Below are 24,492 nucleotides of genomic sequence, written 5' to 3'. Positions count from 1 at the left end.
TGAGCCTGGAATACAGGCTCACCCGAGGGGCCGACAGACGGCCCCGAGGGCGATCAGACGCCGTAGCTCATCAGGCGATCGTAACGGCGAGCCAGCAGGGCGTCGTGGTCCAACCCGCTGAGCATGTCCAGCTGCTGCACCAGCTCGGCGCGGATGCTTTCGGACATGGCGGCAGGATCACGGTGAGCGCCACCCAGTGGCTCCGGGATGACCTTGTCAACGATGTCCAGGCTCTTGAGGCGCTCAGCCGTGATGCCCATGGCCTCGGCGGCATCGGCAGCCTTGTCGGCCGTCTTCCACAGGATCGAAGCGCAGCCTTCGGGCGAAATGACCGAGTAGGTGGAGTACTGCAGCATGTTCAGCTGGTCGCACACGCCGATGGCCAGCGCGCCGCCCGACCCGCCTTCACCGATCACCGTGGCGATGATGGGCGTCTTCAGGCGCGCCATCACGCGCAGGTTCCAGGCGATGGCCTCGCTCTGGTTACGTTCCTCGGCATCGATGCCTGGATAGGCACCCGGCGTGTCGATGAAGGTCAGGATCGGCATGCGGAAACGCTCGGCCATTTCCATCAGGCGGCACGCCTTGCGGTAGCCCTCGGGGCGCGGCATGCCGAAGTTGCGGCGAACCTTTTCCCGCACTTCGCGGCCCTTCTGGTGCCCGATGACCATGACCGGCTTGCCGTCCAGGCGTGCGGTACCGCCAACGATGGCGGCATCGTCGGAGAAGTGGCGATCGCCGTGCAGTTCTTCGAATTCGGTGAAGATGTGCTGCAGGTAGTCCAGGGTGTAGGGACGACGCGGGTGACGTGCCAGGCGAGCGATCTGCCAGCTGGTCAGGTTGCCGAAGATGCTTTCGGTCAGGGTATTGCTCTTGTCTTGCAGACGGGCAATTTCATCGCTGATGTTCAGCGAATTGTCGTTGCCTACCAGGCGCAGGCCTTCGATCTTGGCTTGCAGGTCGGCAATCGGCTGTTCGAAGTCGAGAAAGTTCGGGTTCATAGTCATCCGTCTTGGGTCTACGGCCAGGCGGCCGGCCGGTTGATCCGTTTGGCGCCATACCTTAAGGGATCAGGCGCCTTCAGGTCGAGATTAAATGTTGAGCGGCTCAACGGTATTGCAAAAAGACGTTCTCACGTCCGAACTGGTCACGCAGGGTCTGAATCAGCCCGTCTGCGGGGTCGATGGCCCACTGGTCGCCAAATTGCAGCATGGCCTTGGCATCGCTGCCGGTGTATTCCAGCGTGATGGGGCAAGCGCCGCGGTGACGGGTGATCAGCTCACCCAGCCACTTGAGGCGATCGCCCTTGAGCGCCTCGTGGGCGACCTTCAGGCGCAGGCTCTCGGCCAGCTTGGTGCGGGCATCCTCCAACGTCATCACCTGCTTGACCCGCAGCCGCAGGCCGCCCGAGAAATCGTCGTTGCTGACCTCCCCTTCGACCACCACCATCGCATCGTTCTGCAGCAGTGATTGGGCCGTGATGTAGGCATCGGCAAACAGCGAGGCCTCGATACGCCCAGACCTGTCGTCCAGGGTGACGAACCCCATCTTGTCGCCCTTTTTGTTCTTCATGACCCGCAGGGCGATGATCATGCCGGCAATGGTCTGGGTTTCGCGCGACGGCTTGAGGTCGATGATGCGCTGGCGCGCGAAGCGGCGGATTTCAGCCTCGTATTCATCGATCGGGTGGCCGGTGAGGTAAAGGCCCAACGTGTCCTTCTCGCCCTTGAGCCGTTCCTTGAGTGTCAGTGGCCGCGCCTTGCGGTAACTGGCATACACGTCAGCGTCCGGTTCGTCGAACATGCCGCCGAACAGGTCGATGTGACCGCTGTCGGCCGTGCGGGCCGTCTGCTCGGCCGCCTTGATGGCATCGCCCAGTGCGGCCAGCAGGATGGCCCGGTTGATGTCGATGTGGGCGTGGTAGGCCTTGATCTCGTCGTGAAAGTGCGGGCCGAGCCGGTCCAGCGCGCCACTGCGCACCAGCGCATCGAGGGTGCGCTTGTTGACCCGCTTGAGGTCGATGCGCTCGCAGAAATCATACAGGTCCTTGAACGGGCCGCCCTCGGCACGGGCCTCGACGATCGCCTCCACAGGCCCCTCGCCTACGCCCTTGATCGCGCCTAGGCCATAGACGATGCGGCCATCGTCGTTGACGGTGAACTTGAAGTCCGAGAAGTTCACATCTGGCGCATCCAGACGCAACTTCATGGTGCGCACTTCCTCGACCAGCACCACCACCTTGTCGGTGTTGTGCATGTCCGCCGACAGCACCGCCGCCATGAACGGTGCTGGGTGGTGGGTCTTGAGCCAAGCCGTCTGATAGGACACCAGGCCATAGGCCGCCGAGTGAGACTTGTTGAAGCCGTAGCCTGCGAACTTCTCTACCAGGTCGAAGATGTTGCCTGCAAGATCTCCATCGATTCCATTGTTGGCACAGCCCTCGATGAAACCGCCGCGCTGCTTGGCCATTTCCTCGGGCTTTTTCTTGCCCATCGCCCGGCGCAGCATGTCGGCGCCGCCCAGGGTGTACCCGGCCATCACCTGGGCAATCTGCATCACCTGTTCCTGATACAGGATGATGCCGTAGGTCGGCGCCAGCACTGGCTGCAAGCCTTCGTACTGATAGTCCGGATGCGGGTAGGCCAGCTCGGCACGGCCGTGCTTGCGGTTGATGAAGTCGTCCACCATGCCCGACTGCAGCGGGCCGGGACGGAACAACGCCACCAAGGCGATGAGATCTTCGAGGCAGTCGGGCTTGAGCTTCTTGATCAGCTCTTTCATGCCGCGCGACTCGAGCTGGAACACCGCCGTGGTTTCGGCCTTCTGTAACAGTTCGTAGGTCTTGCGGTCATCGAGCGGGATGAAGTCGATGTTCAGGTCGGGCAGGTCTTTCTTGGCCTGCTCACGGTTGATGATCTCCATCGCCCACTTGATGATGGTCAGGGTGCGCAGGCCGAGGAAGTCGAACTTCACAAGGCCCGCCGCCTCCACGTCGTCCTTGTCGAACTGGGTGATCAGGCCGCCGCCCTCTTCGTCGCAGGCGATGGGCGAGAAATCGGTGAGCTTGGTCGGCGCGATGACCACGCCACCGGCGTGTTTGCCGGTACCGCGCGTGACGCCTTCGAGCTTGAGGGCCATGTCCCAGATTTCACGAGCGTCTTCGTCACCCTTGAGAAAATCGCGCAGGATTTCTTCCTGCTCGTAGGCCTTCTCTAGGGTCATGCCCACTTCGAACGGAATCATCTTCGACAGACGATCGGCCAGGCCGTAGGACTTGCCTTGCACGCGTGCCACGTCGCGCACCACGGCCTTGGCCGCCATGGTGCCGAAGGTGATGATCTGGCTCACGGCATTACGCCCGTAGGCCTCTGCCACGTAGTCGATCACCCGGTCCCGACCGTCCATGCAGAAGTCGACGTCGAAGTCGGGCATGGACACCCGTTCAGGGTTCAGGAAGCGCTCGAACAGCAGGTCGTAGGCCAGTGGGTCGAGGTCGGTGATCTTGAGCACATAGGCCACCAGCGAACCTGCACCCGACCCCCGGCCAGGCCCCACCGGTACGCCATTGTTCTTGGCCCACTTGATGAAGTCCATCACGATCAGGAAGTAGCCGGGGAAGCCCATCTGGATGATGATATCCAGCTCGAACTTGAGGCGGTCCAGGTACACCTGGCGCTTTTGCTCGTAGTCGGGCGTGGTCTCTTTCGGCCACAGCACCGCCAGGCGTTCTTCCAGCCCTTCGTGGGACACGTGCCGCAGGTAATCATCGATCCCCATGCCATTGGGCGTCGGGAAGTCGGGCAGGAAGTACTTGCCCAGTTGCACCTGGATATTGCAGCGCTTGGCGATTTCGACGGTGTTGGCCAGGGCGTCCGGCAGGTCGCTGAACAGCTCGGCCATTTCCTCGGCCGACTTGAGGTATTGCTGGTCGCTGTACAGGCGCGGGCGACGCGGATCGTCCAGTGTCCACCCCTCACCGATGCACACCCGGGTCTCGTGGGCGTCGAAATCAGTCTGCTTGATGAAACGCACATCGTTGGTGGCCACCAGCGGCGCACCCAGCCGATCGGCCAGGGCAACGGCGGCATGCACATACTCTTCATCCCTGGGGCGACTGGTGCGCTGGACTTCGACATAAAAGCGCTCGGGGAACATGGCCATCCAGTCCTCCAGCAGCGCTTGCGCCTCCTCGCTGCGCCCCCCCAGCAACGCCATGCCGATGTCGCCTTCCTTGCCCGCCGACAGCGCGATCAGACCTTCACTGGCCGCTGCAATCCAGTCACGCTGGATGATGACCAGGCCATTGCGCTGGCCCTCGGTCCAGCCCCGGGAGAGCAACTCGGTCAGGTTACGGTAGCCCTGGGGGTTCATGGCCAAGAAGCAGATGCGCGACAGCGGCGCCTGTGCATCTTCGCCGGCCAACCACAGGTCCGCACCACAGATCGGCTTGATGCCCGCCCCCATGGCCGCCTTGTAGAACTTGACCAGTGAGCACATGTTGCTCTGGTCAGTGATCGCCACCGCAGGCATGTTCATCCCGGCCAGCGCCTTGGCCAGCGGTTTGATCCGGACCAGACCGTCGACCAGCGAGAATTCGGAGTGGACGCGCAGGTGAACGAAGGAAACCGACATGAATGATCCTGTAGCAGTGCTAAACGACAAGGGCGCGATTGTAGCTCAATTGGGCAGGGGTTTTGGGCGCCGGTTGCCGCCGCGCGACGGTAGGGCTACCTGAGCAGGTGCAGGGTGAGTCGCACGGCCCGGCCACGCAGGGCCTGGAGCACCCTGGGTACGGAACGGCGGGTATCAGATCAACGAGGCGGTCACAGCCTCACGCTCACCCCAGGCGGCACGCACGGGCGCAAACGATCGACGATGAATGGGTGTCGGCCCAAGCCGTGCCAGCGCCTCCAGGTGCACCGGCGTCGGGTAGCCTTTGTGTGCGCCCATGCCGTAGCCGGGGTAGATCAGTTCGAAGGCGCCCATCTCGCGATCCCGCGTCACCTTGGCCAGGATCGAAGCCGCCGCGATCGCAGGCACTTTGGCGTCCCCCTGCACGACCGACGCCGATGGCACCGACAACTGCGGGCAGCGGTTGCCATCGATCAAGGCCATGTTCGGCGTGATGTGCAAGCCTTCTACCGCACGCTGCATGGCCAACATGGTGGCATGCAGAATGTTGAGGCGATCGATTTCCTCGACCGCGGCGCGGGCAATGAAAAAGCTCAGGGCCTTGTCGCAAATTTCGTCGAACAAGGCTTCGCGGCGCGCCTGGGTCAGCTTCTTCGAGTCGTTGAGCCCAAGGATTGGCCGTGCCGGATCCAGGATCACGGCAGCCGTCACCACGTCACCACACAGGGGGCCGCGGCCCACTTCGTCGACGCCGGCGACCAAGTCTTCGACCAGATTGAAATCCAGACCGAACTGCATGTCAGCGTTTCTCCAGCAGGGCCAGCACAGCGTCGGCGGCCTGGTTGGAGGCATCCCGGCGCAAGGTGCGGTGAATCTCGTCGAACGAGTCGGTTTGTCCGGTGCCGTCGCGCAGCAAGGGCAGCAGCGCATCGACCAGCGCTTCGCTGGTCGCGGCGTCTTGCAGCAATTCGGGCACCAGCGCACGGCGCGCCAGCAGGTTGGGCAAGGACACGTAGGGGCTTTTGACCAGCCGCTTGAGTATCCAGTAGGTCAGCGGCGCCAGGCGGTAGGCAACCACCATGGGCCGCTTGAACAGCAGCGCTTCCAGGGTGGCTGTACCCGATGCGATCAGGACGGCATCACAGGCGGCCAGCGCCTCGTGCGAACGGCCATCGAGCAGGGCCAGCGGCAAGTCGCGACCCTCGAGCATCTGCTCCAGTTGGGCGCGGCGGGCGGCGTTGGCACAGGGCAGCACGAAGCGCACCCCCGGCACCCGCTGCTGCAGACGTTGCGCTGCATCCAGGAACAACGCACCCAGGCGCCCGACTTCACCCCCGCGGCTGCCGGGCATCAGGGCGACCACCGGGCCCTCGCCCAGCCCCAGGGCGGCGCGCGCTGCGGGCCGATCCGCCTGCAGGGCAATGGTATCGGCCAGGGGGTGGCCGACGAATCGCACCGGCACGCCCTGTTCTTCATAGAAGCGGGCCTCGAACGGCAACAGTGTCAGCATCAGGTCGCAGCCCTGACGGATTTTCAACACACGCTTCTGCCGCCATGCCCACACTGATGGGCTGACGTAATGGACGGTCTTGATCCCCGCCTGGCGCAGCTTGAGTTCGATCTCCAGGGTAAAGTCGGGCGCATCGATACCGATGAACACGTCCGGCTTCTGCTCGATGAGGGTCTGGACCAGCAGCTTGCGGCGCTTGAGCAATTCACGCAGGCGACCAAGCACCTCGACCAGCCCCATGACGGCCAAGCGCTCCATGGGGAAGTAGGATTGCAGGCCTTCGGCCTCCATGAGCGGGCCACCGACACCGATGAAGCGCACATCGGGATGGCGCGCCTTCAAGGCGCGCATCAAGCCGGAACCGAGAATGTCGCCGCTGGCTTCACCCGCGACCAGGGCTACGCAGAGCTGGGCCATGTCAGCGAGTGATGCCGCGGGCCGAACTCACGATCGACTGCCGGAACAGCTCGACCTCCGGATGCTGCGCTGCCGGCGCTTCGAGTTCGCGCAATGCATCCTCCACCGTCAGGCCCTGGCGGTAGACGATCTTGTAGCAGCGACGCAGCACATGGATTACTTCGTCGCTGAAACCACGGCGGCGCATGCCTTCGAAGTTCATGCTGCGCGCTTCGGCGGGGCTGCCGAAAACGGTGACGAACGCGGGTACGTCCTTGCCGATGGCCGTGCCCATGCCGGAAAACGCATGGGCACCGATGTGGCAATACTGGTGAACCAGGGTGAACCCGGACAGGATCGCCCAGTCGCCCACATGCACATGGCCCGCCAGCGCGGTGTTGTTGACCAGGATGCAATGGCTGCCGATCACGCTGTCATGGCCAATGTGGGCATAGGCCATGATCAGGTTATGGTCGCCAACGGTGGTTTCGGCGCGATCCTGCACGGTACCGCGATGGATCGTGACGCCTTCACGGATAACGTTGTGATCGCCGATCACAAGGCGAGTCGGCTCACCCTTGTACTTGAGGTCCGGAGTGTCTTCGCCAATCGAGGAAAACTGAAAGATACGGTTGTGCTTGCCGATCCGGGTCGGCCCCTTGAGCACAACGTGTGGGCCGATGACGGTGCCCTCCCCGATTTCGACATCGGGGCCAACGATCGACCAAGGGCCCACCTCGACGCCTTCGGCCAGCTTGGCCGAAGGGTCGATGATGGCCCGAGGATCAATCGAATTCATAGGGAGCGTTCCGCACAGGTGATTTCGGCCGAGCATACTGCCTTGCCGTCGACCAGGGCACGGCATTCGAACTTCCAGATCATGCTCTTGCGGCTCAGGAACTTCGCTTCCAGCACCAGCTGGTCACCCGGCAGCACCGGCTGACGGAAACGCAGTTTGTCGGAGCCGACGAAGTAGTACAGGGTGCCGTCGGCTGGCTTGGCATCGAGCATCTTGAAACCGAGGATGCCGGCCGCCTGGGCCATGGCTTCGATGATCAGGACGCCGGGCATGATGGGGTGCGCCGGGAAGTGGCCGTTGAAGAACGGCTCGTTGATGCTGACATTCTTGTAGGCACGAATGCTCTGGGCCTCGTAATCCAGATCCGTCACGCGGTCCACCAACAGGAACGGGTAACGGTGAGGCAGGTATTCGCGAATCTCGTTGATGTCCATCATTTCGGGGGGGAAGCCTGTATAAGAATAGGGAGCGCAGGTGCTGACCACACGCTCCTTTTGCAATCCAAAGAGGAGCCAGCTAGCGACTGTTCACTCTTGCTCAGGAAATGGTATCAGCCTTCTGATGTCGGCTGCCCACCTGAGGTCACGGTATCGACGCGTTTTTCCAGCTGCTGGAGACGCTTGGCCATGTCGTCCAGGTGGCGGATGCGCGCGGCGCTCTTGCGCCAGTCAGCCAGAGGCTGCATGGCAGTACCGGAAGAATAGCCACCCGGCTCGGTGATCGAGCGGGTCACCATGGTCATCCCGGACACGAAAACGTTGTCGCAAACATCGATATGACCGACCATGCCCACGCCACCGGCGATGGTGCAATGCTTGCCGATACGTGTGCTGCCGGAGATACCCACGCACGCAGCCATGGCCGTATGCTCCCCGATCTGCACGTTGTGGGCAATCTGGATCTGGTTGTCGAGCTTGACGCCGTCGGCGATACAGGTGTCGGACAGCGCGCCACGGTCCACGGCCGTGTTCACACCGATCTCCACATCGTCACCGATGCTCACACCGCCAATCTGGGCAATCTTGCGCCACACGCCTTTTTCGTTGGCAAAGCCAAAGCCTTCACCACCGATCACTGCGCCGGACTGGATAACCACCCGCTTGCCGATGGTGACATCGTGATACAGCGTGACCCGTGGCGCCAGCCAGCCCCCTTCACCGATCACGCAGCGGGCACCGATGAAGCAATGGGCGCCGATGGTGACATGGGCGCCAATACGCGCACCGCTTTCAACGACCGCGAAAGGCCCGACACTGGCCGTCGCATCCACCTGGGCATCCCCGGCCACCACGGCGCTGGGGTGAATCCCCGCCACAGCCTTGGGTTTGGGGTCGAACAGGTGGGAAATGCGGGCATACGCCAGGTAGGGATCTGCAACGATCAGGGCATGACCGGCGAACGCCTCGGCATCGGCGGCCTTGAGCAGCACGGCAGCCGCCTGGCTCTCGTCCAGGTATTTGCGGTACTGCGGGTTGGCAAGAAAGCTCAACTGACCCGGCCCGGCCTCCTGCAAGGTGGCAAGGCCTGTGATCTGCAGCGTCTCGGGACCCTTGAGGGTGGCCCCGAGGGTCTCGGCCAGTTGGCCAAGCGTCATGGTCACGGTCATATCAACGGGCTTGGTTCATACGCTCGATAACCTGGCGGGTGATGTCGTACTGAGGCTTGACATCAATGACCGCACCGCGCTCGAGCACCAGGTCGTAACCGCCCTTCTTGATCACTTCCTCGACGGCGCCGTCCAGCTTGGGCTTGAGCTGCTTGAGCATGTCGCGGTCGGCAACGGCCTTGGCTTCGTTCAGCTCCTTGGACTGGAACTGGAAGTCGCGGGCCTTTTGCTTGAACTCGAGCTCCAGGCGCTCACGCTCCTGCTGCTGCATCTTGTCGCCGCCTTTGATCAGGCGATCCTGGATGCCCTTGGCGCTGCTTTCCAGGCCCTTGAGCTTGGTCAGCTGAGGGCCGAACTTCTTTTCGGCATCCACGGCGTACTTCTTGGCGGCATCGGACTCGAGCAGTGCCATCTGATAGTTCAGAACGGCAACCTTCATTTCGGCGAAAGCCGGGGTGGCGACCAGCGCCGCGGCCACTACGGCCATTTGGGTCAACTTGCGCACGATGAACTCCTGGATAAACCGTTGTCGTTAAGCAAGGGCCGACCTTAGAAGGTCTGGCCCAGAGAGAATTGGAACACCTGGGTGTCTGCCTCGTCCGGCTTCTTGATCGGCATCGCCAGGCTGAAGCTCAACGGGCCCAAGGCCGTGATCCACGTCACGCCAAGACCGACCGAACTGGCCATGTCGGAGAAACCGACCTTGGTGCAGTCCGGCTTGTTGCCGCAGTTGGTGTCGAACACGTTACCCACGTCCCAGAAGACCGAGGTGCGCAGGGAACGCTGGTCCTTGACGAACGGCAGCGGGAAAAGCAACTCGACGCCGCCTTGAACCAGGACGTTGCCACCGAATGGAAGCGGGTCTTGATCGGGGTCGTCAATAGTGCCGTTCTCCTTATTAAACTTACTTGGCGTACTGCGTGGCCCCAGAGTGCTGTCTTTAAAGCCCCGAACGGAGTTGAAGCCACCCGCATAGTAGTTTTCATAGAACGGCAGCCCGGAGGTACCGCCGAAACCGTCACCGTAACCAAGTTCAGTGTGCAGACGCAGGGTGTAGTTCTGGCTGAGTGGCTTGAACAACTGGCCACGGTAATCCAGCTTGTAGAACGACAAGTCGCTGCCTGGAATCGTGGTTTCAAGGCTCAGGCTCTGAGAGTGACCACGTGTTGCCAGCACCCCCTTGTTCAACGTCGATTCGGACCAGCCGATCGAGGCTTTGAAGTTGGTGAAGTTCTTGCCTTCCTTGTTGATGAAATCAAAGATCTCATTAACGGTGTACTTACCCGTCTTCAGCTTGTCCTGCTGCACACTCAACCCATAGGTCAGGCGCGACGTCTCGCTGATCGGGTAACCCAGGCTCACACCGGCACCCAGGCTGTCCACCGCATAGCTCGCCACGTCGACGTCGAGGTCGTCATAGTCGGTGCTGCGGTAGAAGGCGTTGTAACCCAGGCTCACGCCATCGGCAGTGAAGTAGGGATCAACGAAGCCGAAGTTGTATCGCGACTGGTACTCGGACCGGGTCAGGCCAACGGACACCTTGTTACCAGTACCCAGGAAGTTGCTCTGGCTGATCGAGCCACCCAGGATCAGGCCTGCGCTCTGGGCAAAGCCGACGCTGGCGGTGATCGATCCGGAGGCCTGCTCCTCGACGCTGTAGTTCACGTCGACCTGGTCGTCGGTACCCGGTACCGGTGGGGTCTCGACGTTCACGTCCTTGAAGAAGCCCAGGCGCTCAAGGCGGGTCTTGGATTGGTCGATCAGGTAGGTCGATGCCCAGCCACCTTCCATCTGACGCATTTCGCGGCGCAGCACTTCGTCTTCGGTCTTGGTGTTGCCGCGGTAGTTGATGCGGTTGACGTAGGCACGCTTGCCTGGATCGACAACGAACATGATGTCGACGGTGTGATCCTGGTCGTTTGGCTGAGGCACGCCGTTGACGTTGGCGAAGGTATAGCCTTCGTTACCCAGGCGACGGGTGATCAGCTCGGACGTGCTGGTCATCACCTTGCGCGAGAACACCTGGCCCGGCTGCACCAGCAGCAGCGACTTGACCTGGTCTTCCGGCACCTTGAGGTCGCCGGAGAGCTTCACGTCACGGACGGTGTACTTCTCGCCTTCGTTGATGTTGACGGTGATGTAGACGTGTTTCTTGTCAGGCGTGATGGACACCTGGGTGGATGCGATGTCCATGTTGATGTAGCCGCGGTCCAGGTAGTAGGAACGCAGACGTTCAAGGTCACCGGACAGTTTTTCACGGGCATACTTGTCGTCGTTCTTGAAGAAGGACAACCAGTTAGTAGTCTTGAGCTCGAACAGCTGCCCCAGGGTGTCGTCATCGAACACGTTGTTGCCAACGATGTTGATGTGCTGGATGGCAGCGACGGTGCCCTCGTTGATCTTGATCTTCAGGGCCACACGGTTGCGCGGCTGCGGCACCACCTCGGCGTCGACCTCAGCCGAGTAACGGCCCTGGGCCACGTACTGGCGCTGCAGCTCGTTACGCACGCCTTCGAGGGTGGCACGCTGGAAGATCTCGCCTTCGGCCAGGCCCGATTGCTTCAGGCCCTTCATCAGGTCTTCGGTACTGATCGCCTTGTTGCCTTCGATCTCGATGCTCGACACCGACGGGCGCTCGACCACATTGATGATCAGCACGTTGCCATCACGGTTCAGCTCGATGTCCTGGAAGAACCCGGTCTTGAACAGCGAGCGGGTCGACTCCACCAGGCGCCGGTCATCGGCCTGGTCGCCCACGTTGAGGGGCAAGGCACCAAAGACGCTGCCCGCGGAAACCCGCTGCAGGCCGTTGACGCGGATATCGGAGATGGTGAAGGACTCGGCGTGAACTTCAGCGATCATCAGTGCGGAGAGCACCGCAGTTAGCAACAGACGTTTCATGAAGTCCTTTTATTCCAACTGGCAATAAACAACCTGCCGTCATGAACGACAGGTTTCGCAATTGAGCGAAGCTTTTATAGTCGACCCAGATCGTTGATCAGGGCGAGCAGCATCACCCCCAAGACCAAACTGATACCGATCTGGACCCCCCAACCTTGTACCCGATCAGACAACGGACGACCGCGCGCCCATTCAACCAGGTAGAACAGCAAGTGCCCCCCATCCAGTACCGGGATGGGCAGCAGGTTAAGAACCCCCAGGCTTATGCTCAGGTAGGCCAGGAAATTCAGGAAATCCCCCACGCCGGACTGGGCTGAAGCGCCCGCCACTTTAGCAATGGTTATCGGTCCACTCAAGTTTTTTACCGAGAGCTCACCGAACAGCATTTTCTTCAGTGACTGGAGCGTGAGCACGCTCATGTTCCAGGTGCGCGACAGGCCTTCACCCACCGCCTCCACCGGCCCATAGCTGACTTCGCGCAGCATCGAGGCCGGCCATTGACCGCCCTTGACGCCCGCTCCCAGGTAGCCTGCAGCGGCCTCACCTTCGCCCTTCGCGCCCAGCGTTACCGGTATGTCCAGCGGCGCACCGTCACGCTCCAGACGCACCACCACCTGGGCGCCCGGCCGCGCGCGCACGCTATCGACCACCTGCTGCCATTCGCTCACCGACTGGCCGCCGATGCCCAGCAACCGGTCACCGGTTTTCAAGCCTGCAGCCGCGGCCGGCCCCTTGGGGTCGATCTCGGCCAGCACCGGCACGATGGCCGGGCGCCAGGGTTCAAGGCCTAGCGAGCGAATCGGATCAGGCTCATCGGCGCCTTTCAACCACTGGTCGAGTTTCACCTGGCGCTGTTGCTCGGCACTGCTGCCCTCATCGCGCACGCCGATGTTCAGCGTGCCACTCTCACCCAGGCGGCGCACCAACTGCAGGTTGACTGCCGACCAGCCGTTGGTCGGCTTGCCGTCCACCGAGACGATCTCCTGGCCGGCCGTCAGCCCTGCAGCCGCCGCCAGGCTACCCGTCTCGACGGTGCCGATGACCGGCCGGATCTGCTGGCTGCCAAGCATTGCCAATACCCAGAAGAAGAAGATGGCCAGCAGGAAGTTGGCGACCGGCCCGGCGGCAACGATCGCGATGCGCTGGCCGACCGGCTTGCGATTGAACGATTGGCCCACCAGCGCAGGGGGCACATCGCCTTCGCGCTCGTCGAGCATCTTCACGTAGCCGCCCAGCGGAATGGCTGCGATGACGAACTCGGTGCCCTGACGATCATGCCAGCGCACCAGCGGCGTACCGAAGCCCACCGAGAAACGCAGCACTTTCACGCCACAGCGACGCGCCACCCAGAAGTGGCCGAACTCGTGGAAGGTGACCAGCACACCCAAGGCGACGAGCGTACCAATGATCATGTAGAGCGCTGTCATGTCCATCTCCGAATGATGAGCAATGGGTCAGTGGGTGTGCCGTTGTCGATAACCGGGCCAGCCCGCCTCAGCGGCCGTTGCGGTGCAGCCAGGCCCAGGCCAGCTCGCGCGCTCGCTGGTCGGCGGCAAACACTGCCTCCAGCGAAGCCAGCGGCACCACGGGCTCCTGGTCCAGTACCTGTTCGATCATACTCGCGATCTCCGGGAAGCGGATACGGCCCTGGAGGAACGTCTGCACCGCCACTTCGTTGGCCGCATTGAGCACGGCAGGAGCGCTGTGGCCCACCTGCGCCGCCTGTCGCGCCAGGCGCAGACAGGGGAAACGCTGTTCATCGGGCGCCTCGAAATCCAGGCGAGCAATGCTGAACAGGTCCAGTGGGGCCACCCCGGAATCGATTCGCTCCGGCCAGGCAAGCGCATTGGCGATGGGGGTACGCATGTCCGGGTTACCCAACTGCGCCAGCACCGAACCGTCGACGTAATCGACCAGCGAGTGGATCACGCTTTGCGGGTGCACCACCACCTCGACCAGGCTTGGCGGCGCATCGAACAGCCAGCAGGCCTCGATCAACTCCAGGCCCTTGTTCATCATGCTCGCCGAGTCGACGGAAATCTTGCGCCCCATCGACCAGTTCGGGTGGGCGCACGCCTGTTCAGGCGTGACGTCCAGCAAGGCCTCGGCCGATGTCTGACGGAACGGCCCACCCGAGGCCGTCAGCAGAATGCGGCGCACCCCCACAGCGCTCAACCCGCGCGCGTAATCGCCGGGCATGCACTGGAAGATGGCGTTGTGCTCGCTGTCGATGGGCAGCAACACCGCGCCCGACTGGCGCACGGCGTCCATGAACAGGGCGCCGGACATGACCAGCGCTTCCTTGTTGGCCAGCAGCACTTTCTTGCCGGCCTGTACGGCCGCCAAGGTCGGCCGCAGGCCTGCCGCGCCGACGATGGCGGCCATGACCGCATCCACTTCACTGGCACAGGCTACCTGGCACAACCCGGCCTCGCCTTCCAGCACTTCGGTAGCGCACCCTGCCGCCGTCAGGCCCGCGCGCAGGCGCCCCGCCGCCTCAGCGCTCGGCACCACGGCATAGGCCGGGCGATGCCGCACGCACAGGGCCAACAGCTCCTCGATGCGCGTGTAGCCGGTCAAGGCGAAGGCCTGATAGCGCTCAGGATGGCGAGCGATCACGTCCAGGGTGCTCAGGCCTATGGAGCCGGTCGCCCCAAGTACGGTAATGCGTTGCACCTGACTCACATCACACCCCATTCGGCCGCCCACAACAGCACGGCGAACAATGGAATGGCCGCCGTCAGGCTGTCGATGCGGTCGAGCACGCCACCGTGGCCGGGTAGCAGGTTGCTGCTGTCCTTGATGCCCGAGCGGCGCTTGAACATGCTTTCGGTCAGGTCGCCGATCACCGAGGCCATCACCACCAGTGCAGCGCCTGCCAGGCCGAGCAGTAGCTGACCGAAGCTCCAGTCACGACTGATACCCACCACCAGGGTGATCACCAGGCTGACCGCCAATCCGCCGTAGACGCCTTCCCAGCTCTTCCCAGGGCTGACCTGCGGCGCCAGCTTGCGCTTGCCGAAGGCCCTGCCGGAAAAGTACGCCCCGATGTCGGCCGCCCAGACCAAAGCCATGACCGACAGGATCAGCCAGTTACCCAGCGGCCAGTGCTTGAGCAGCACCAGGCCTTGCCAGGCCGGCAGCAACACCAGCAGGCCGATCAACAGCCGGCAGGCGGCACTGGCCCACAGTTCGCTGGTGCGCGGGTAGGTCAGCACCAGCCAGGTGGCCAGCCCCCACCAGATGACGGCCGCCCCAAGCACCCAGGGGGCCAGTTCCGGGAGGATGTACAGCAGCATCAACGCCCCCGCGACGACCAGGGCATAGGCGACACGCAGGGGCTGAGCCATCAACCCCGCCAAACGCGCCCACTCCCAGGCGCCGAGCGTTACCACCAGGCCGATGAACAGGGCGAAGTTGCCCCCCTCGAGCAGGAAGAACCCGCCCAGCGCTATCGGCAACAGGATCAGCGCGGTAATGATGCGTTGTTTAAGCATTAAGCACGCGCTCCAGCCTCGACCTGCTCGCTGGTCTTACCAAAGCGGCGCTGGCGCGAAGCGAAATCAGCCAATGCACTGCGCATGGCTTCGTGTTTGAAGTCCGGCCAGTAAAGGTCGGAGAAATACAACTCGGCGTAGGCCAGTTGCCACAACAGGAAATTGCTGATGCGATGCTCGCCACCGGTACGGATGCACAAGTCCGGCAAGGGCTGCTCGCCGGTCGCAAGGCACGTCTGCAACAACCCCGGGGTGATGTCATCGGGGCGCAGATGGCCAGCCTGGACTTCACGCGCCAGCCGCTGCGCGGCCTGGGCGATGTCCCACTGCCCACCGTAGTTGGCAGCGATCTGCAGGATGAAACGGCTATTGCCTGCGGTCAGTGCCTCGGCTTCGCGCATGGCAGCCTGCAGTTCCGGGTGAAAGCGGGAGCGGTCACCGATGATGCGCAGGCTGATGTTGTTGTCGTTCAAGCGACGCGCCTCGCGGCGCAGCGCCGAGAAAAACAACTCCATCAACGCACCGACCTCATCGGCAGGGCGCTGCCAGTTCTCACTGGAGAAGGCAAAGAGGGTCAGCACTTCGACACCGGCCTCGGCGCAGACTTCGATGACTGCGCGCACGGCATCGACACCCGCCTTGTGCCCGGCAACGCCAGGCAACAAGCGCCGTTTCGCCCAGCGGTTGTTGCCGTCCATGATGATCGCGACGTGACGCGGCACCGAGGGAGGCACCGCTGGCTTGGTCTTTTCCATTAAAAAAACCTGGCCTTAGACGGCCATCAGGTCCTTTTCCTTGGCTTTGAAGGCTGCATCCACCTCGGCGACGAACTTGTCCGTCAGCTTCTGGATGTCATCGGCGGCGCGGCGTTCTTCGTCTTCGCTGATGGACTTGTCCTTGGTCAGCTTCTTCAAGTCCGCCAGGGCGTCACGACGCACGTTGCGCACGGCAACCTTGGCGTCCTCGGCAACGCCGCTGGCCTGCTTGGTGTAGCCCTTGCGGGTTTCTTCGGTCAGGGCAGGCATCGGCACACGGATGGTGGTGCCGGCGCTCGATGGGTTGAGCCCGAGGTCGGAGGTCAGGATGGCCTTCTCGATGGCAGCGCTCAGGTTTTTGTCGTGAGCGACGATCTTCAGGGTGCGCGCGTCCTCGACGCTGATCGCAGCGACCTGGTTCAGCGGCATCTCGCTACCCCAGGCAGTGACCTTGACGCTGTCCAGAATGCTCGGGTGCGCGCGACCGGTGCGGATGGCCGCCAGGTTGCGGCCCAGGGCCTCGATGGACTTGGTCATGCGCTCCTGCGCGTCTTTCTTGATGTCGTTGATCATGCTTGGCCTTCCTCGATCAGAGTGCCTTCAGCGCCGCCCACCACGATGTTCAGCAGGGCGCCTGGCTTGTTCATGTTGAATACCCGCAATGGCATGCCGTGGTCACGGCACAGGCAGATTGCGGTCAAGTCCATCACGCCGAGCTTACGATCCAGGACCTCGTCATAGGTCAGGCGATCGAACTTCTCGGCATGCGGGTCCTTGAATGGATCGGCAGTGTACACACCATCGACCTTGGTCGCCTTCAGCACCACGTCGGCATCGATTTCGATGGCCCGCAGGCAGGCTGCCGAGTCGGTGGTAAAGAACGGGTTGCCGGTACCGGCGGAGAAAATTACCACATCCCCGGAGTTGAGGTGGCGAATCGCTTTGCGACGGTCGTAGTGATCGGTGACGCCCACCATGGAGATGGCCGACATCACCAGTGCCGGGATGTTCGAGCGCTCCAGCGCATCGCGCATGGCCAAGGCGTTCATCACGGTGGCCAGCATCCCCATGTGGTCGCCGGTGACGCGATCCATGCCGGCGGCGCTCAGTGCAGCCCCTCGGAACAGGTTGCCACCACCGATGACCAGGCCGACCTGCACACCGATACCGACCAGCTGCCCGACTTCCAGGGCCATGCGATCGAGCACCTTCGGGTCGATCCCGAATTCTTCGGAGCCCATCAGGGCCTCGCCGCTAAGTTTGAGCAAAATGCGTTTATAGCGAGGTTGGCGACCACTCACCTGCTGAGCCATTGCGAGTCTCTCCTGCGGCGTACTGTAGAAAATTCGTGCGGGCTGTTTGCAGCCTGCTAACTGTAGCGTGGCACCGTTTCGGCGCCAGCGGCGGCAGCGTTGTGTAAACGCCTCGCCGCTTTGACAAAGAGGCTGCGCGCGTGAGCGGGCAGCCTCTTTGGGGCGACAGACGGGGCTGTCTTACTGCTTGGCAGCAGCAACCTGTGCGGCAACTTCAGCAGCGAAGTCGTCGACTGGCTTCTCGATGCCTTCGCCAACCTTGAAGTAGGTGAAGGAAACGATTTCAGCACCGGCTTTCTTGGCCAGTTCGCCGACCTTGACTTCCGGGTTCATGACGAACGCCTGCTCTTTGAGCGAAGCTTCAGCCTTGAACTTGGTGATGCGGCCGTTGATCATGTTTTCAACGATGTTTTCCGGCTTGCCGGCGATCTTGTCGGCGTTCAGCTGCAGGAAGACACCCTTCTCGCGCTCGATGGCTTCGGCGGAGATTTCCGACGAATCCAGGAACTCGGGGTTGGACGCTGCAACGTGCATGGCGATGTTCTTGGCCAGCTCGACGTCACCGCCTTTCAGGACAACGACAGCACCGATCTTGTTGCCGTGCAGGTAGGCGCCGACCACGTCGCCTTCCACGCGCACCAGGCGACGGATGTTGACGTTTTCGCCGCACTTGGCGACCAGGGCTTCACGGGCAGCTTCACGCGAGGCGATCAGCGGAGCGGCGTCGGTCAGTTTCTGGGCGAAGGCTTCTTCCAGGCTTTCGGCGACGAAGTTCTTGAAGTCGTCTTGCAGGGCCAGGAAGTCGGTCTGCGAGTTCACTTCCAGCAGTACGGCGGCCTTGCCGTCGGTCTTGACGGCGATCGCGCCTTCGGCAGCCACGTTGCCAGCCTTCTTGGCGGCCTTGATGGCACCCGAGGCACGCATGTCGTCAATGGCTTTTTCGATGTCGCCGTCAGCCTTTTCCAGGGCTTTCTTGCAATCCATCATGCCTTCGCCGGTACGCTCGCGCAGTTCTTTGACCAGCGCTGCAGTAATTGCTGCCATTTCAAAATCCTCTTGGAAAGTTTTTCAACCATTCCACCCGTTTGTGACGGGCGTTCAATTCTGCTAATCCGCTGTCTGTGCCTGCATGCCCATGGAAGGGACGGCTGTCGACAGCAGGATTTCAAGGTGGCAAAAAGGGGGCATAGCCCCCTTTTCGCGTGCCAAGTCGACGCTAGCGTCTATTACTCGGCAGCAGGTGCAGCCGCTTCTTCAGCGTAGACTTCGGTGCCGCCAGCAACATTGTTGCGGCCACGGATGACAGCGTCAGCCATGGAAGTCATGTACAGCTCGATAGCGCGAATGGCGTCATCGTTACCTGGGATGATGTAGTCAACACCTTCCGGGCTGCTGTTGGTATCGACAACACCAATGACCGGGATACCCAGTTTGTTGGCTTCGGTGATCGCGATGCGCTCGTGATCAACGTCGATGACGAACAGAGCGTCAGGCAGACCACCCATGTCCTTGATGCCGCCCAGGCTGCGGTCCAGTTTTTCCAGATCGCGGGAGCGCATCAGGGCTTCTTTCTTGGTCAGCTTGGCAAAGGTGCCATCTTCGGCCTGAGTTTCCAGGTCGCGCAGACGCTTGATCGAAGCACGGATGGTCTTGTAGTTGGTCAGCATGCCGCCCAACCAACGGTGGTCAACGTACGGCGAACCGCAGCGAGCAGCTTGCTCGGCGACGATCTTGCCGGCGGAACGCTTGGTGCCGACGAACAGGATCTTGTTCTTGCCCTGGGCCAGGCGCTCAACGAACGACAGAGCGTCGTTGAACATCGGCAGGGTTTTTTCCAGGTTGACGATGTGGATCTTGTTGCGCGCACCGAAAATGTACTTGCCCATTTTCGGGTTCCAGTAACGGGTCTGGTGGCCGAAGTGCACACCGGCCTTCAGCATATCGCGCATGTTGACTTGGGACATGATAGTTCCTTGATAAGTCGGGTTGGGCCTCCACGTATCCCAATGACCAACCCGCGAACCCTGAAGCTCGGGGCACCCAGGCCATCGTGTCGACACGTGTGTGGGTTTGGATGCAGACGGAGCTGGCTCCGAAAGCGGCGCATGTTATACCACAGGCTGCGCGTAAACAAAACACGAAACTCACCCCCCCCAACCGCCGGACGGCAGGGCATGGGCGCCAGCGCACGGCCAGGGCGGTTGGAGGTATGCCTTTGCAAGGGCTGCGTGCCGCTACGAGCCCGCACGTCTGATAGAATGACGCCTTTCCCGATTTGAACGCGCCGCCTGCGGCGCCGAGTAGAGAGCCTGTAATGACCGTCACCATCAAGACTGCAGAAGACATCGAGAAGATGCGCATCGCCGGCCGCCTGGCGGCCGAAGTGCTGGAAATGATCGAGGAGCATGTCAAGCCCGGTGTCACCACCGAAGCGCTCGATCGCCTGTGCCACGACTACATCGTCAACGTCCAGCAGGCCATCCCGGCGCCGCTCAACTACAAGGGCTACCCCAAGTCGATCTGCACGTCCATCAACCACGTGGTCTGTCACGGTATCCCCAATGACAAGCCCCTGAAAAATGGCGATACCCTGAACATCGACATCACGGTGATCAAGGACGGCTACCACGGCGACACCAGCCGCATGTTCCACGTCGGCACCGTGCCGGTATGGGCCGAGCGCCTATCCCAGGTCACCCAGGAATGCCTGTACAAGGCCATCGCGCTGGTCAAGCCGGGCTGCCGCCTGGGCGACATCGGCGAAGTCATCCAGAGGCACGCCGAGAAGAACGGTTTCTCGGTGGTGCGCGAGTTCTGCGGTCATGGCATCGGCAAGGTGTTCCACGAAGAGCCGCAGATCCTGCATTACGGCCGCGCCGGCACTGGCATGGAACTCAAGGAAGGCATGACCTTCACCATCGAGCCGATGATCAACCAGGGCAAGGCCGACACCAAGGTGCTGGGCGATGGCTGGACCGCGATCACCAAGGACCGCAAGCTCTCGGCGCAGTGGGAGCACACCCTGGTGGTCACGGCGACCGGGTACGAGATATTCACCCTGCGCAAGGACGACACCATCGCCCGCACTTCGGCCTGAGCCACCCTAGCAGCCTTCGATGACAGGAACCTGACCCCATGCCCCAGCTCGACCCCGAACTGTTCGACCGTGGTCAGTTCCAGGCGGAACTGGCCCTCAAGGCCAGCCCCATACCCGCCTTCAAGAAGGCCATTCGCCAGGCGGGCGAGGTGCTGGACAGGCGCTTTCGCGCAGGCCACGCCATCCGCCCACTGATCCAGGCCCGGGCCTGGCTGGTGGACAACGTCCTGCAGCAGGCCTGGAACCAGTTCGACTGGGGCGAGCAGGACGGCATTGCCCTGGTGGCGGTCGGCGGCTACGGGCGCGGTGAGCTTCACCCGCACTCGGACATCGACCTGCTCATCCTGCTGGGTGAGGCCGAGCATGAGCGGTATCGCGACGCCATCGAGCGCTTTCTGACCTTGCTGTGGGACATCGGCCTGGAGGTCGGCCAGAGCGTGCGCACCGTCGATGAGTGTGCCGAACAGGCCCGCGCCGACCTCACCATCATCACCAACATGATGGAGAGCCGCACCATCGCCGGCCCGGAAGCCCTGCGTCAGCGCATGCTCGAGGTCACCAGCACGGCGCACATGTGGCCGAGCCGCGAGTTCTTCCTGGCCAAGCGCGCCGAGCTGCAGGCGCGTCACCACAAGTACAACGACACCGAGTACAACCTCGAGCCCAACGTCAAGGGCTCGCCTGGCGGTCTGCGGGACATCCAGACCGTGCTGTGGGTGGCGCGCCGCCAGTACGGCACCCTGAACCTGCATGCCCTGGCCGGCGAAGGCTTCCTGCTGGAAAGCGAGAACGCGCTCCTGGCCTCCTCCCAGGACTTCCTGTGGCGGGTGCGCTACGCCCTGCACATGCTCGCCGGCCGTGCCGAGGACCGCCTGCTGTTCGACCACCAGCGCAGCATCGCCGCCTTGCTGGGCTACAGCGACGAAAACCCCAAGCGTGCCATCGAGCAGTTCATGCAGCAGTACTACCGGGTGGTGATGAGCATCAGCCAGTTGTGCGACCTGATCATCCAGCATTTCGAGGAAGTCATTCTCGCCGACGACGACAGCGGCACCACCCAACCGCTCAATGCACGCTTCCGCCTGCATGACGGCTACATCGAGGCCGTGCGCCCGAACGTGTTCAAGCGCACGCCGTTCGCCATGCTGGAAATGTTCGTGCTGATGGCCCAGCACCCGGAAATCAAGGGTGTACGTGCCGATACCGTACGCCTGTTGCGCGAGCATCGGCACCTGATCGACGACACCTTCCGCAACGATATTCGCAACACCAGTTTGTTCATCGAGCTGTTCAAGTGTGAAATCGGTATTCATCGCAACCTGCGGCGCATGAACCGCTACGGCATCCTCGGGCGCTACCTGCCGGAGTTCGGGCTGATTGTCGGGCAGATGCAGCATGACCTGTTCCACATCTATACCGTCGATGCCCACACCCTCAACCTGATCAAGCACCTGCGCAAGCTGCAGTACACGCCGGTGTCGGAGAAATTCCCGCTGGCCAGCAAGCTCATGGGCCGCTTGCCCAAGCCTGAGCTGATCTACCTGGCCGGGCTCTACCACGACATTGGCAAGGGCCGTCAAGGCGATCATTCCGAGCTCGGCGCGGTCGATGCCCTCAAGTTCTGCGAGCGCCACCAGCTCCCTGCCTGGGACAGCCGGTTGATCGCCTGGCTGGTGCAGAACCACCTGGTCATGTCCACCACCGCCCAGCGCAAGGATTTGTCCGACCCGCAGGTGATCAACGACTTCGCCTTGCACGTAGGGGACGAAACGCGGCTGGACTACCTCTATGTGCTGACAGTGGCGGATATCAACGCCACCAACCCCACCTTGTGGAATTCATGGCGAGCCAGCCTGTTGCGCCAGTTGTACACCGAGACCAAGCGTGCCCTGCGCCGCGGGCTTGAAAACCCGCTCGATCGTGAAGAGCAGATTCGCCAGACCCAGTCCTCGGCACTGGACACGCTGGTGCGCGAAGGCACCGACCCGGATGACGTGGAGCAGTTGTGGTCTCAGCTGGGGGATGATTACTTCCTCAAGCACACCGCCTCCGACGTGGCCTGGCACACCGACGCCATCCTGCAACAGCCGGCTGACGGCGGCCCGCTGGTGTTGATCAAGGAAACCACCCAGCGCGAATTCGAAGGCGGGACCCAGATCTTCATCTATGCCCCTGACCAGCACGATTTCTTCGCCGTGACGGTGGCCGCCATGTCGCAGTTGAACCTGAACATCCATGACGCCCGCATCATCACCTCCAGCAGCCAGTTCACCCTGGACACCTACATCGTGCTGGATAACGACGGTGGTGCGATCGGGGACAACCCGCAACGGGTCAGGCAGATTCGCGACGGCCTGACCGAGGCCCTGCGCAACCCCGAGGACTACCCCACGATCATCCAGCGTCGGGTGCCGCGCCAACTCAAGCACTTCGACTTCCCGCCGCAGGTAACCATCCTCAACGACGCCCAGCGCCCGGTGACCATTCTCGAAATCACCGCGCCCGACCGTACGGGCCTGCTGGCGCGGCTGGGGCGCATCTTCCTGGAGTTCGACCTGTCGTTGCAGAACGCCAAGATTGCCACCTTGGGCGAGCGGGTGGAGGACGTGTTCTTCATCACCGATGCCGACAACCAGCCACTGTCCGACCCGCAACTGTGCAGCCGCCTGCAGGAAGCCATCGTGCAACAACTGCAAGCAGGGCAAGCCAGCGCCAGCCCTGCCCGCGTGACCTTTTGACGATATGATTGACGAGACCTTGCGCCAATGAATCCTGCCTTGAGCCAGCTTCAGCCCTACCCTTTCGAAAAGCTGCGTGCCCTGCTGGGTAGCGTTACACCCGCTGCTGACAAGCACGCCATTGCCCTGTCGATCGGCGAGCCCAAGCACGCCTCGCCACCCTTCGTGGCCCAGGCGATGGCAGACAACCTCGACAAGCTGGCGGTATACCCCAGCACCCTGGGCCTGCCTGCCTTGCGCCAGGCCATCGGGCAGTGGTGCGAGCGACGCTTTGGCGTGCCGGCTGGCTGGCTGGATGCCGAGCGTCATATCCTGCCCGTGAACGGCACCCGCGAAGCGCTGTTCGCCTTTACCCAGGCGGTGGTCGACCGTAATGCCGATGGCCTGGTGTTGAGCCCCAACCCGTTCTACCAGATCTATGAAGGGGCTGCGCTGCTGGCCGGCGCCACCCCGCATTACCTGCCCTGCCTGGAAAGCAACGGTTTCAACCCCGACTTCGACGCGGTGCCCGACCACGTCTGGGCCCGTTGCCAGATCCTGTTCCTGTGCTCGCCCGGCAATCCCACCGGCGCCTTGGTGCCGATGGACACCTTGAAGAAGCTGATCGCGCTGGCCGATGCGCATGACTTCGTGATCGCTGCCGACGAATGCTACAGCGAGTTGTATTTCGATGAGGATGCACCGCCCCCGGGGCTGCTGACAGCCTGTGCGGAACTGGGACGTCGCGATTTCAAGCGCTGCGTGGTGTTCCACAGCCTGTCCAAGCGTTCGAACCTGCCGGGTCTGCGCTCGGGCTTCGTCGCCGGTGATGCCGACATCATCAAGCCGTTCCTGCTGTACCGCACCTACCATGGCTGCGCCATGCCGGTGCAGACACAGCTGGCCAGCATCGCCGCCTGGGAGGACGAGGCACATGTGCGCGCCAACCGCGACCAGTACCGCGCCAAGTACGACGCCGTGCTGGCCATCCTCGAGCCGGTACTGGATGTGCAACGCCCGGACGGCAGCTTCTACCTGTGGGCCAAGGTGCCGGGTAGCGATGTCGACTTCACGCGCGATCTGTTCGAGGCCGAGCACGTGACCGTGGTACCAGGCTCGTACCTTTCCCGTGAAGTGGATGGGGTAAATCCCGGCACCGGACGCGTGCGCATGGCACTGGTCGCCCCATTGTCCGAATGCATCGAGGCAGCCGAGCGAATTCGCGCGTTCTTGCACGCGCGCTGAAGCCTTTTACGCGAGACGGGGCCA

Annotated in this window: 20 protein-coding genes; 3 read left to right on the top strand and 17 right to left on the bottom strand. The window is 62.4% G+C overall.

What is annotated here, in order from left to right:
* Window positions 1-53: 53 nt before the first annotated feature.
* The 17 genes from FS767_RS10675 to rpsB form a co-directional block, all read right to left on the bottom strand.
* Window positions 54-1,001 (bottom strand): acetyl-CoA carboxylase carboxyltransferase subunit alpha, encoded by a 948-nt coding sequence (locus FS767_RS10675; RefSeq protein WP_027913883.1) that lies wholly within the window; start codon window positions 999-1,001, stop codon window positions 54-56.
* 106 nt (window positions 1,002-1,107) lie between these two features.
* On the bottom strand, window positions 1,108-4,632 hold the full coding sequence (gene dnaE / locus FS767_RS10670) for a DNA polymerase III subunit alpha (protein WP_144965299.1): 3,525 nt from the start codon (window positions 4,630-4,632) through the stop codon (window positions 1,108-1,110).
* A gap of 174 nt (window positions 4,633-4,806) precedes the next feature.
* A complete protein-coding gene (rnhB, locus tag FS767_RS10665) occupies window positions 4,807-5,430 on the bottom strand; it encodes a ribonuclease HII (protein WP_144965297.1) in 624 nt (207 codons plus the stop codon).
* 1 nt (window position 5,431) lies between these two features.
* Complete coding sequence (gene lpxB, locus FS767_RS10660; RefSeq protein ID WP_144965295.1) at window positions 5,432-6,559, bottom strand: lipid-A-disaccharide synthase; 1,128 nt, start codon at window positions 6,557-6,559, stop codon at window positions 5,432-5,434.
* A gap of 1 nt (window position 6,560) precedes the next feature.
* Complete coding sequence (gene lpxA, locus FS767_RS10655) at window positions 6,561-7,337, bottom strand: acyl-ACP--UDP-N-acetylglucosamine O-acyltransferase (protein ID WP_027913879.1); 777 nt, start codon at window positions 7,335-7,337, stop codon at window positions 6,561-6,563.
* Window positions 7,334-7,774: a 3-hydroxyacyl-ACP dehydratase FabZ gene (fabZ, locus tag FS767_RS10650; RefSeq protein ID WP_023534097.1), complete on the bottom strand. Its 441-nt coding sequence runs from the start codon at window positions 7,772-7,774 to the stop codon at window positions 7,334-7,336. The genes lpxA and fabZ overlap by 4 nt, the downstream gene beginning before the upstream one ends.
* A gap of 113 nt (window positions 7,775-7,887) precedes the next feature.
* Window positions 7,888-8,943 (bottom strand): UDP-3-O-(3-hydroxymyristoyl)glucosamine N-acyltransferase, encoded by a 1,056-nt coding sequence (lpxD, locus tag FS767_RS10645; RefSeq protein ID WP_023534150.1) that lies wholly within the window; start codon window positions 8,941-8,943, stop codon window positions 7,888-7,890.
* A gap of 1 nt (window position 8,944) precedes the next feature.
* Entirely contained in the window at window positions 8,945-9,448 is a 504-nt protein-coding gene (locus FS767_RS10640) for an OmpH family outer membrane protein (RefSeq protein ID WP_023534153.1), read from the bottom strand.
* Between the two features lie 44 nt (window positions 9,449-9,492).
* Window positions 9,493-11,844 carry an outer membrane protein assembly factor BamA gene (bamA, locus tag FS767_RS10635; protein WP_144965293.1) on the bottom strand — a complete coding sequence of 784 codons (2,352 nt, stop codon included), beginning with the start codon at window positions 11,842-11,844 and terminating at the stop codon, window positions 9,493-9,495.
* Window positions 11,845-11,918: 74 nt separating this feature from the next.
* Window positions 11,919-13,271, bottom strand: a complete 1,353-nt coding sequence (gene rseP / locus FS767_RS10630; RefSeq protein WP_144965291.1) for an RIP metalloprotease RseP — start codon at window positions 13,269-13,271, stop codon at window positions 11,919-11,921.
* Window positions 13,272-13,338: 67 nt separating this feature from the next.
* The gene (ispC, locus tag FS767_RS10625) at window positions 13,339-14,529 is read right to left on the bottom strand and encodes a 1-deoxy-D-xylulose-5-phosphate reductoisomerase (RefSeq protein ID WP_144965289.1); all 1,191 of its coding nucleotides are present in this window, start codon (window positions 14,527-14,529) and stop codon (window positions 13,339-13,341) included.
* Entirely contained in the window at window positions 14,526-15,341 is an 816-nt protein-coding gene (locus tag FS767_RS10620) for a phosphatidate cytidylyltransferase (protein ID WP_058603721.1), read from the bottom strand. Before FS767_RS10620 ends, ispC begins: the two co-directional genes overlap by 4 nt.
* Window positions 15,341-16,096: a polyprenyl diphosphate synthase gene (gene uppS / locus FS767_RS10615; protein ID WP_027913873.1), complete on the bottom strand. Its 756-nt coding sequence runs from the start codon at window positions 16,094-16,096 to the stop codon at window positions 15,341-15,343. Before uppS ends, FS767_RS10620 begins: the two co-directional genes overlap by 1 nt.
* 15 nt (window positions 16,097-16,111) lie before the next feature.
* Complete coding sequence (frr, locus tag FS767_RS10610; protein WP_023534036.1) at window positions 16,112-16,669, bottom strand: ribosome recycling factor; 558 nt, start codon at window positions 16,667-16,669, stop codon at window positions 16,112-16,114.
* Window positions 16,666-17,409 carry a UMP kinase gene (gene pyrH / locus FS767_RS10605; RefSeq protein WP_144965287.1) on the bottom strand — a complete coding sequence of 248 codons (744 nt, stop codon included), beginning with the start codon at window positions 17,407-17,409 and terminating at the stop codon, window positions 16,666-16,668. The genes frr and pyrH overlap by 4 nt, the downstream gene beginning before the upstream one ends.
* A gap of 180 nt (window positions 17,410-17,589) precedes the next feature.
* Window positions 17,590-18,453 (bottom strand): translation elongation factor Ts, encoded by an 864-nt coding sequence (gene tsf, locus FS767_RS10600; RefSeq protein ID WP_023534066.1) that lies wholly within the window; start codon window positions 18,451-18,453, stop codon window positions 17,590-17,592.
* Window positions 18,454-18,635: 182 nt separating this feature from the next.
* On the bottom strand, window positions 18,636-19,373 hold the full coding sequence (gene rpsB / locus FS767_RS10595) for a 30S ribosomal protein S2 (RefSeq protein ID WP_003252287.1): 738 nt from the start codon (window positions 19,371-19,373) through the stop codon (window positions 18,636-18,638).
* A 350-nt stretch (window positions 19,374-19,723) separates the two neighbouring features.
* Here rpsB and map point away from each other — a divergent pair, with 350 nt between their 5' ends.
* Genes map through dapC form a run of 3 tightly spaced genes read left to right on the top strand, consistent with a single transcriptional unit; the run spans window position 19,724 to window position 24,468 of the window.
* Window positions 19,724-20,506 carry a type I methionyl aminopeptidase gene (map, locus tag FS767_RS10590; protein ID WP_144965285.1) on the top strand — a complete coding sequence of 261 codons (783 nt, stop codon included), beginning with the start codon at window positions 19,724-19,726 and terminating at the stop codon, window positions 20,504-20,506.
* A 38-nt stretch (window positions 20,507-20,544) separates the two neighbouring features.
* Window positions 20,545-23,244, top strand: a complete 2,700-nt coding sequence (locus tag FS767_RS10585; RefSeq protein WP_144965283.1) for a [protein-PII] uridylyltransferase — start codon at window positions 20,545-20,547, stop codon at window positions 23,242-23,244.
* A 27-nt stretch (window positions 23,245-23,271) separates the two neighbouring features.
* Entirely contained in the window at window positions 23,272-24,468 is a 1,197-nt protein-coding gene (dapC, locus tag FS767_RS10580) for a succinyldiaminopimelate transaminase (protein WP_144965281.1), read from the top strand.
* Window positions 24,469-24,492 lie beyond the last annotated feature (24 nt).

Origin of the sequence: Pseudomonas sp. DE0010 (assembly GCF_007680745.1) — a bacterium.
GTDB lineage: Bacteria > Pseudomonadota > Gammaproteobacteria > Pseudomonadales > Pseudomonadaceae > Aquipseudomonas > Aquipseudomonas parafulva_B.
Note: the sequence above shows the minus strand (reverse complement) of the source record. Positions and strands in the feature narration are given on the sequence as shown.

Coding starts and splice junctions, on each gene's coding strand:
- map (WP_144965285.1), top strand. CDS start 19,724: ATGACCGTCACCATCAAGACTGCAGAAGACATCGAGAAGATGCGCATC.
- dapC (WP_144965281.1), top strand. CDS start 23,272: ATGAATCCTGCCTTGAGCCAGCTTCAGCCCTACCCTTTCGAAAAGCTG.
- FS767_RS10620 (WP_058603721.1), bottom strand. CDS start 15,341: ATGCTTAAACAACGCATCATTACCGCGCTGATCCTGTTGCCGATAGCG.
- uppS (WP_027913873.1), bottom strand. CDS start 16,096: ATGGAAAAGACCAAGCCAGCGGTGCCTCCCTCGGTGCCGCGTCACGTC.
- pyrH (WP_144965287.1), bottom strand. CDS start 17,409: ATGGCTCAGCAGGTGAGTGGTCGCCAACCTCGCTATAAACGCATTTTG.
- FS767_RS10585 (WP_144965283.1), top strand. CDS start 20,545: ATGCCCCAGCTCGACCCCGAACTGTTCGACCGTGGTCAGTTCCAGGCG.
- tsf (WP_023534066.1), bottom strand. CDS start 18,453: ATGGCAGCAATTACTGCAGCGCTGGTCAAAGAACTGCGCGAGCGTACC.
- dnaE (WP_144965299.1), bottom strand. CDS start 4,632: ATGTCGGTTTCCTTCGTTCACCTGCGCGTCCACTCCGAATTCTCGCTG.
- rpsB (WP_003252287.1), bottom strand. CDS start 19,373: ATGTCCCAAGTCAACATGCGCGATATGCTGAAGGCCGGTGTGCACTTC.
- bamA (WP_144965293.1), bottom strand. CDS start 11,844: ATGAAACGTCTGTTGCTAACTGCGGTGCTCTCCGCACTGATGATCGCT.
- rseP (WP_144965291.1), bottom strand. CDS start 13,271: ATGACAGCGCTCTACATGATCATTGGTACGCTCGTCGCCTTGGGTGTG.
- frr (WP_023534036.1), bottom strand. CDS start 16,669: ATGATCAACGACATCAAGAAAGACGCGCAGGAGCGCATGACCAAGTCC.
- lpxA (WP_027913879.1), bottom strand. CDS start 7,337: ATGAATTCGATTGATCCTCGGGCCATCATCGACCCTTCGGCCAAGCTG.
- fabZ (WP_023534097.1), bottom strand. CDS start 7,774: ATGATGGACATCAACGAGATTCGCGAATACCTGCCTCACCGTTACCCG.
- FS767_RS10675 (WP_027913883.1), bottom strand. CDS start 1,001: ATGAACCCGAACTTTCTCGACTTCGAACAGCCGATTGCCGACCTGCAA.
- lpxD (WP_023534150.1), bottom strand. CDS start 8,943: ATGACCGTGACCATGACGCTTGGCCAACTGGCCGAGACCCTCGGGGCC.
- lpxB (WP_144965295.1), bottom strand. CDS start 6,559: ATGGCCCAGCTCTGCGTAGCCCTGGTCGCGGGTGAAGCCAGCGGCGAC.
- rnhB (WP_144965297.1), bottom strand. CDS start 5,430: ATGCAGTTCGGTCTGGATTTCAATCTGGTCGAAGACTTGGTCGCCGGC.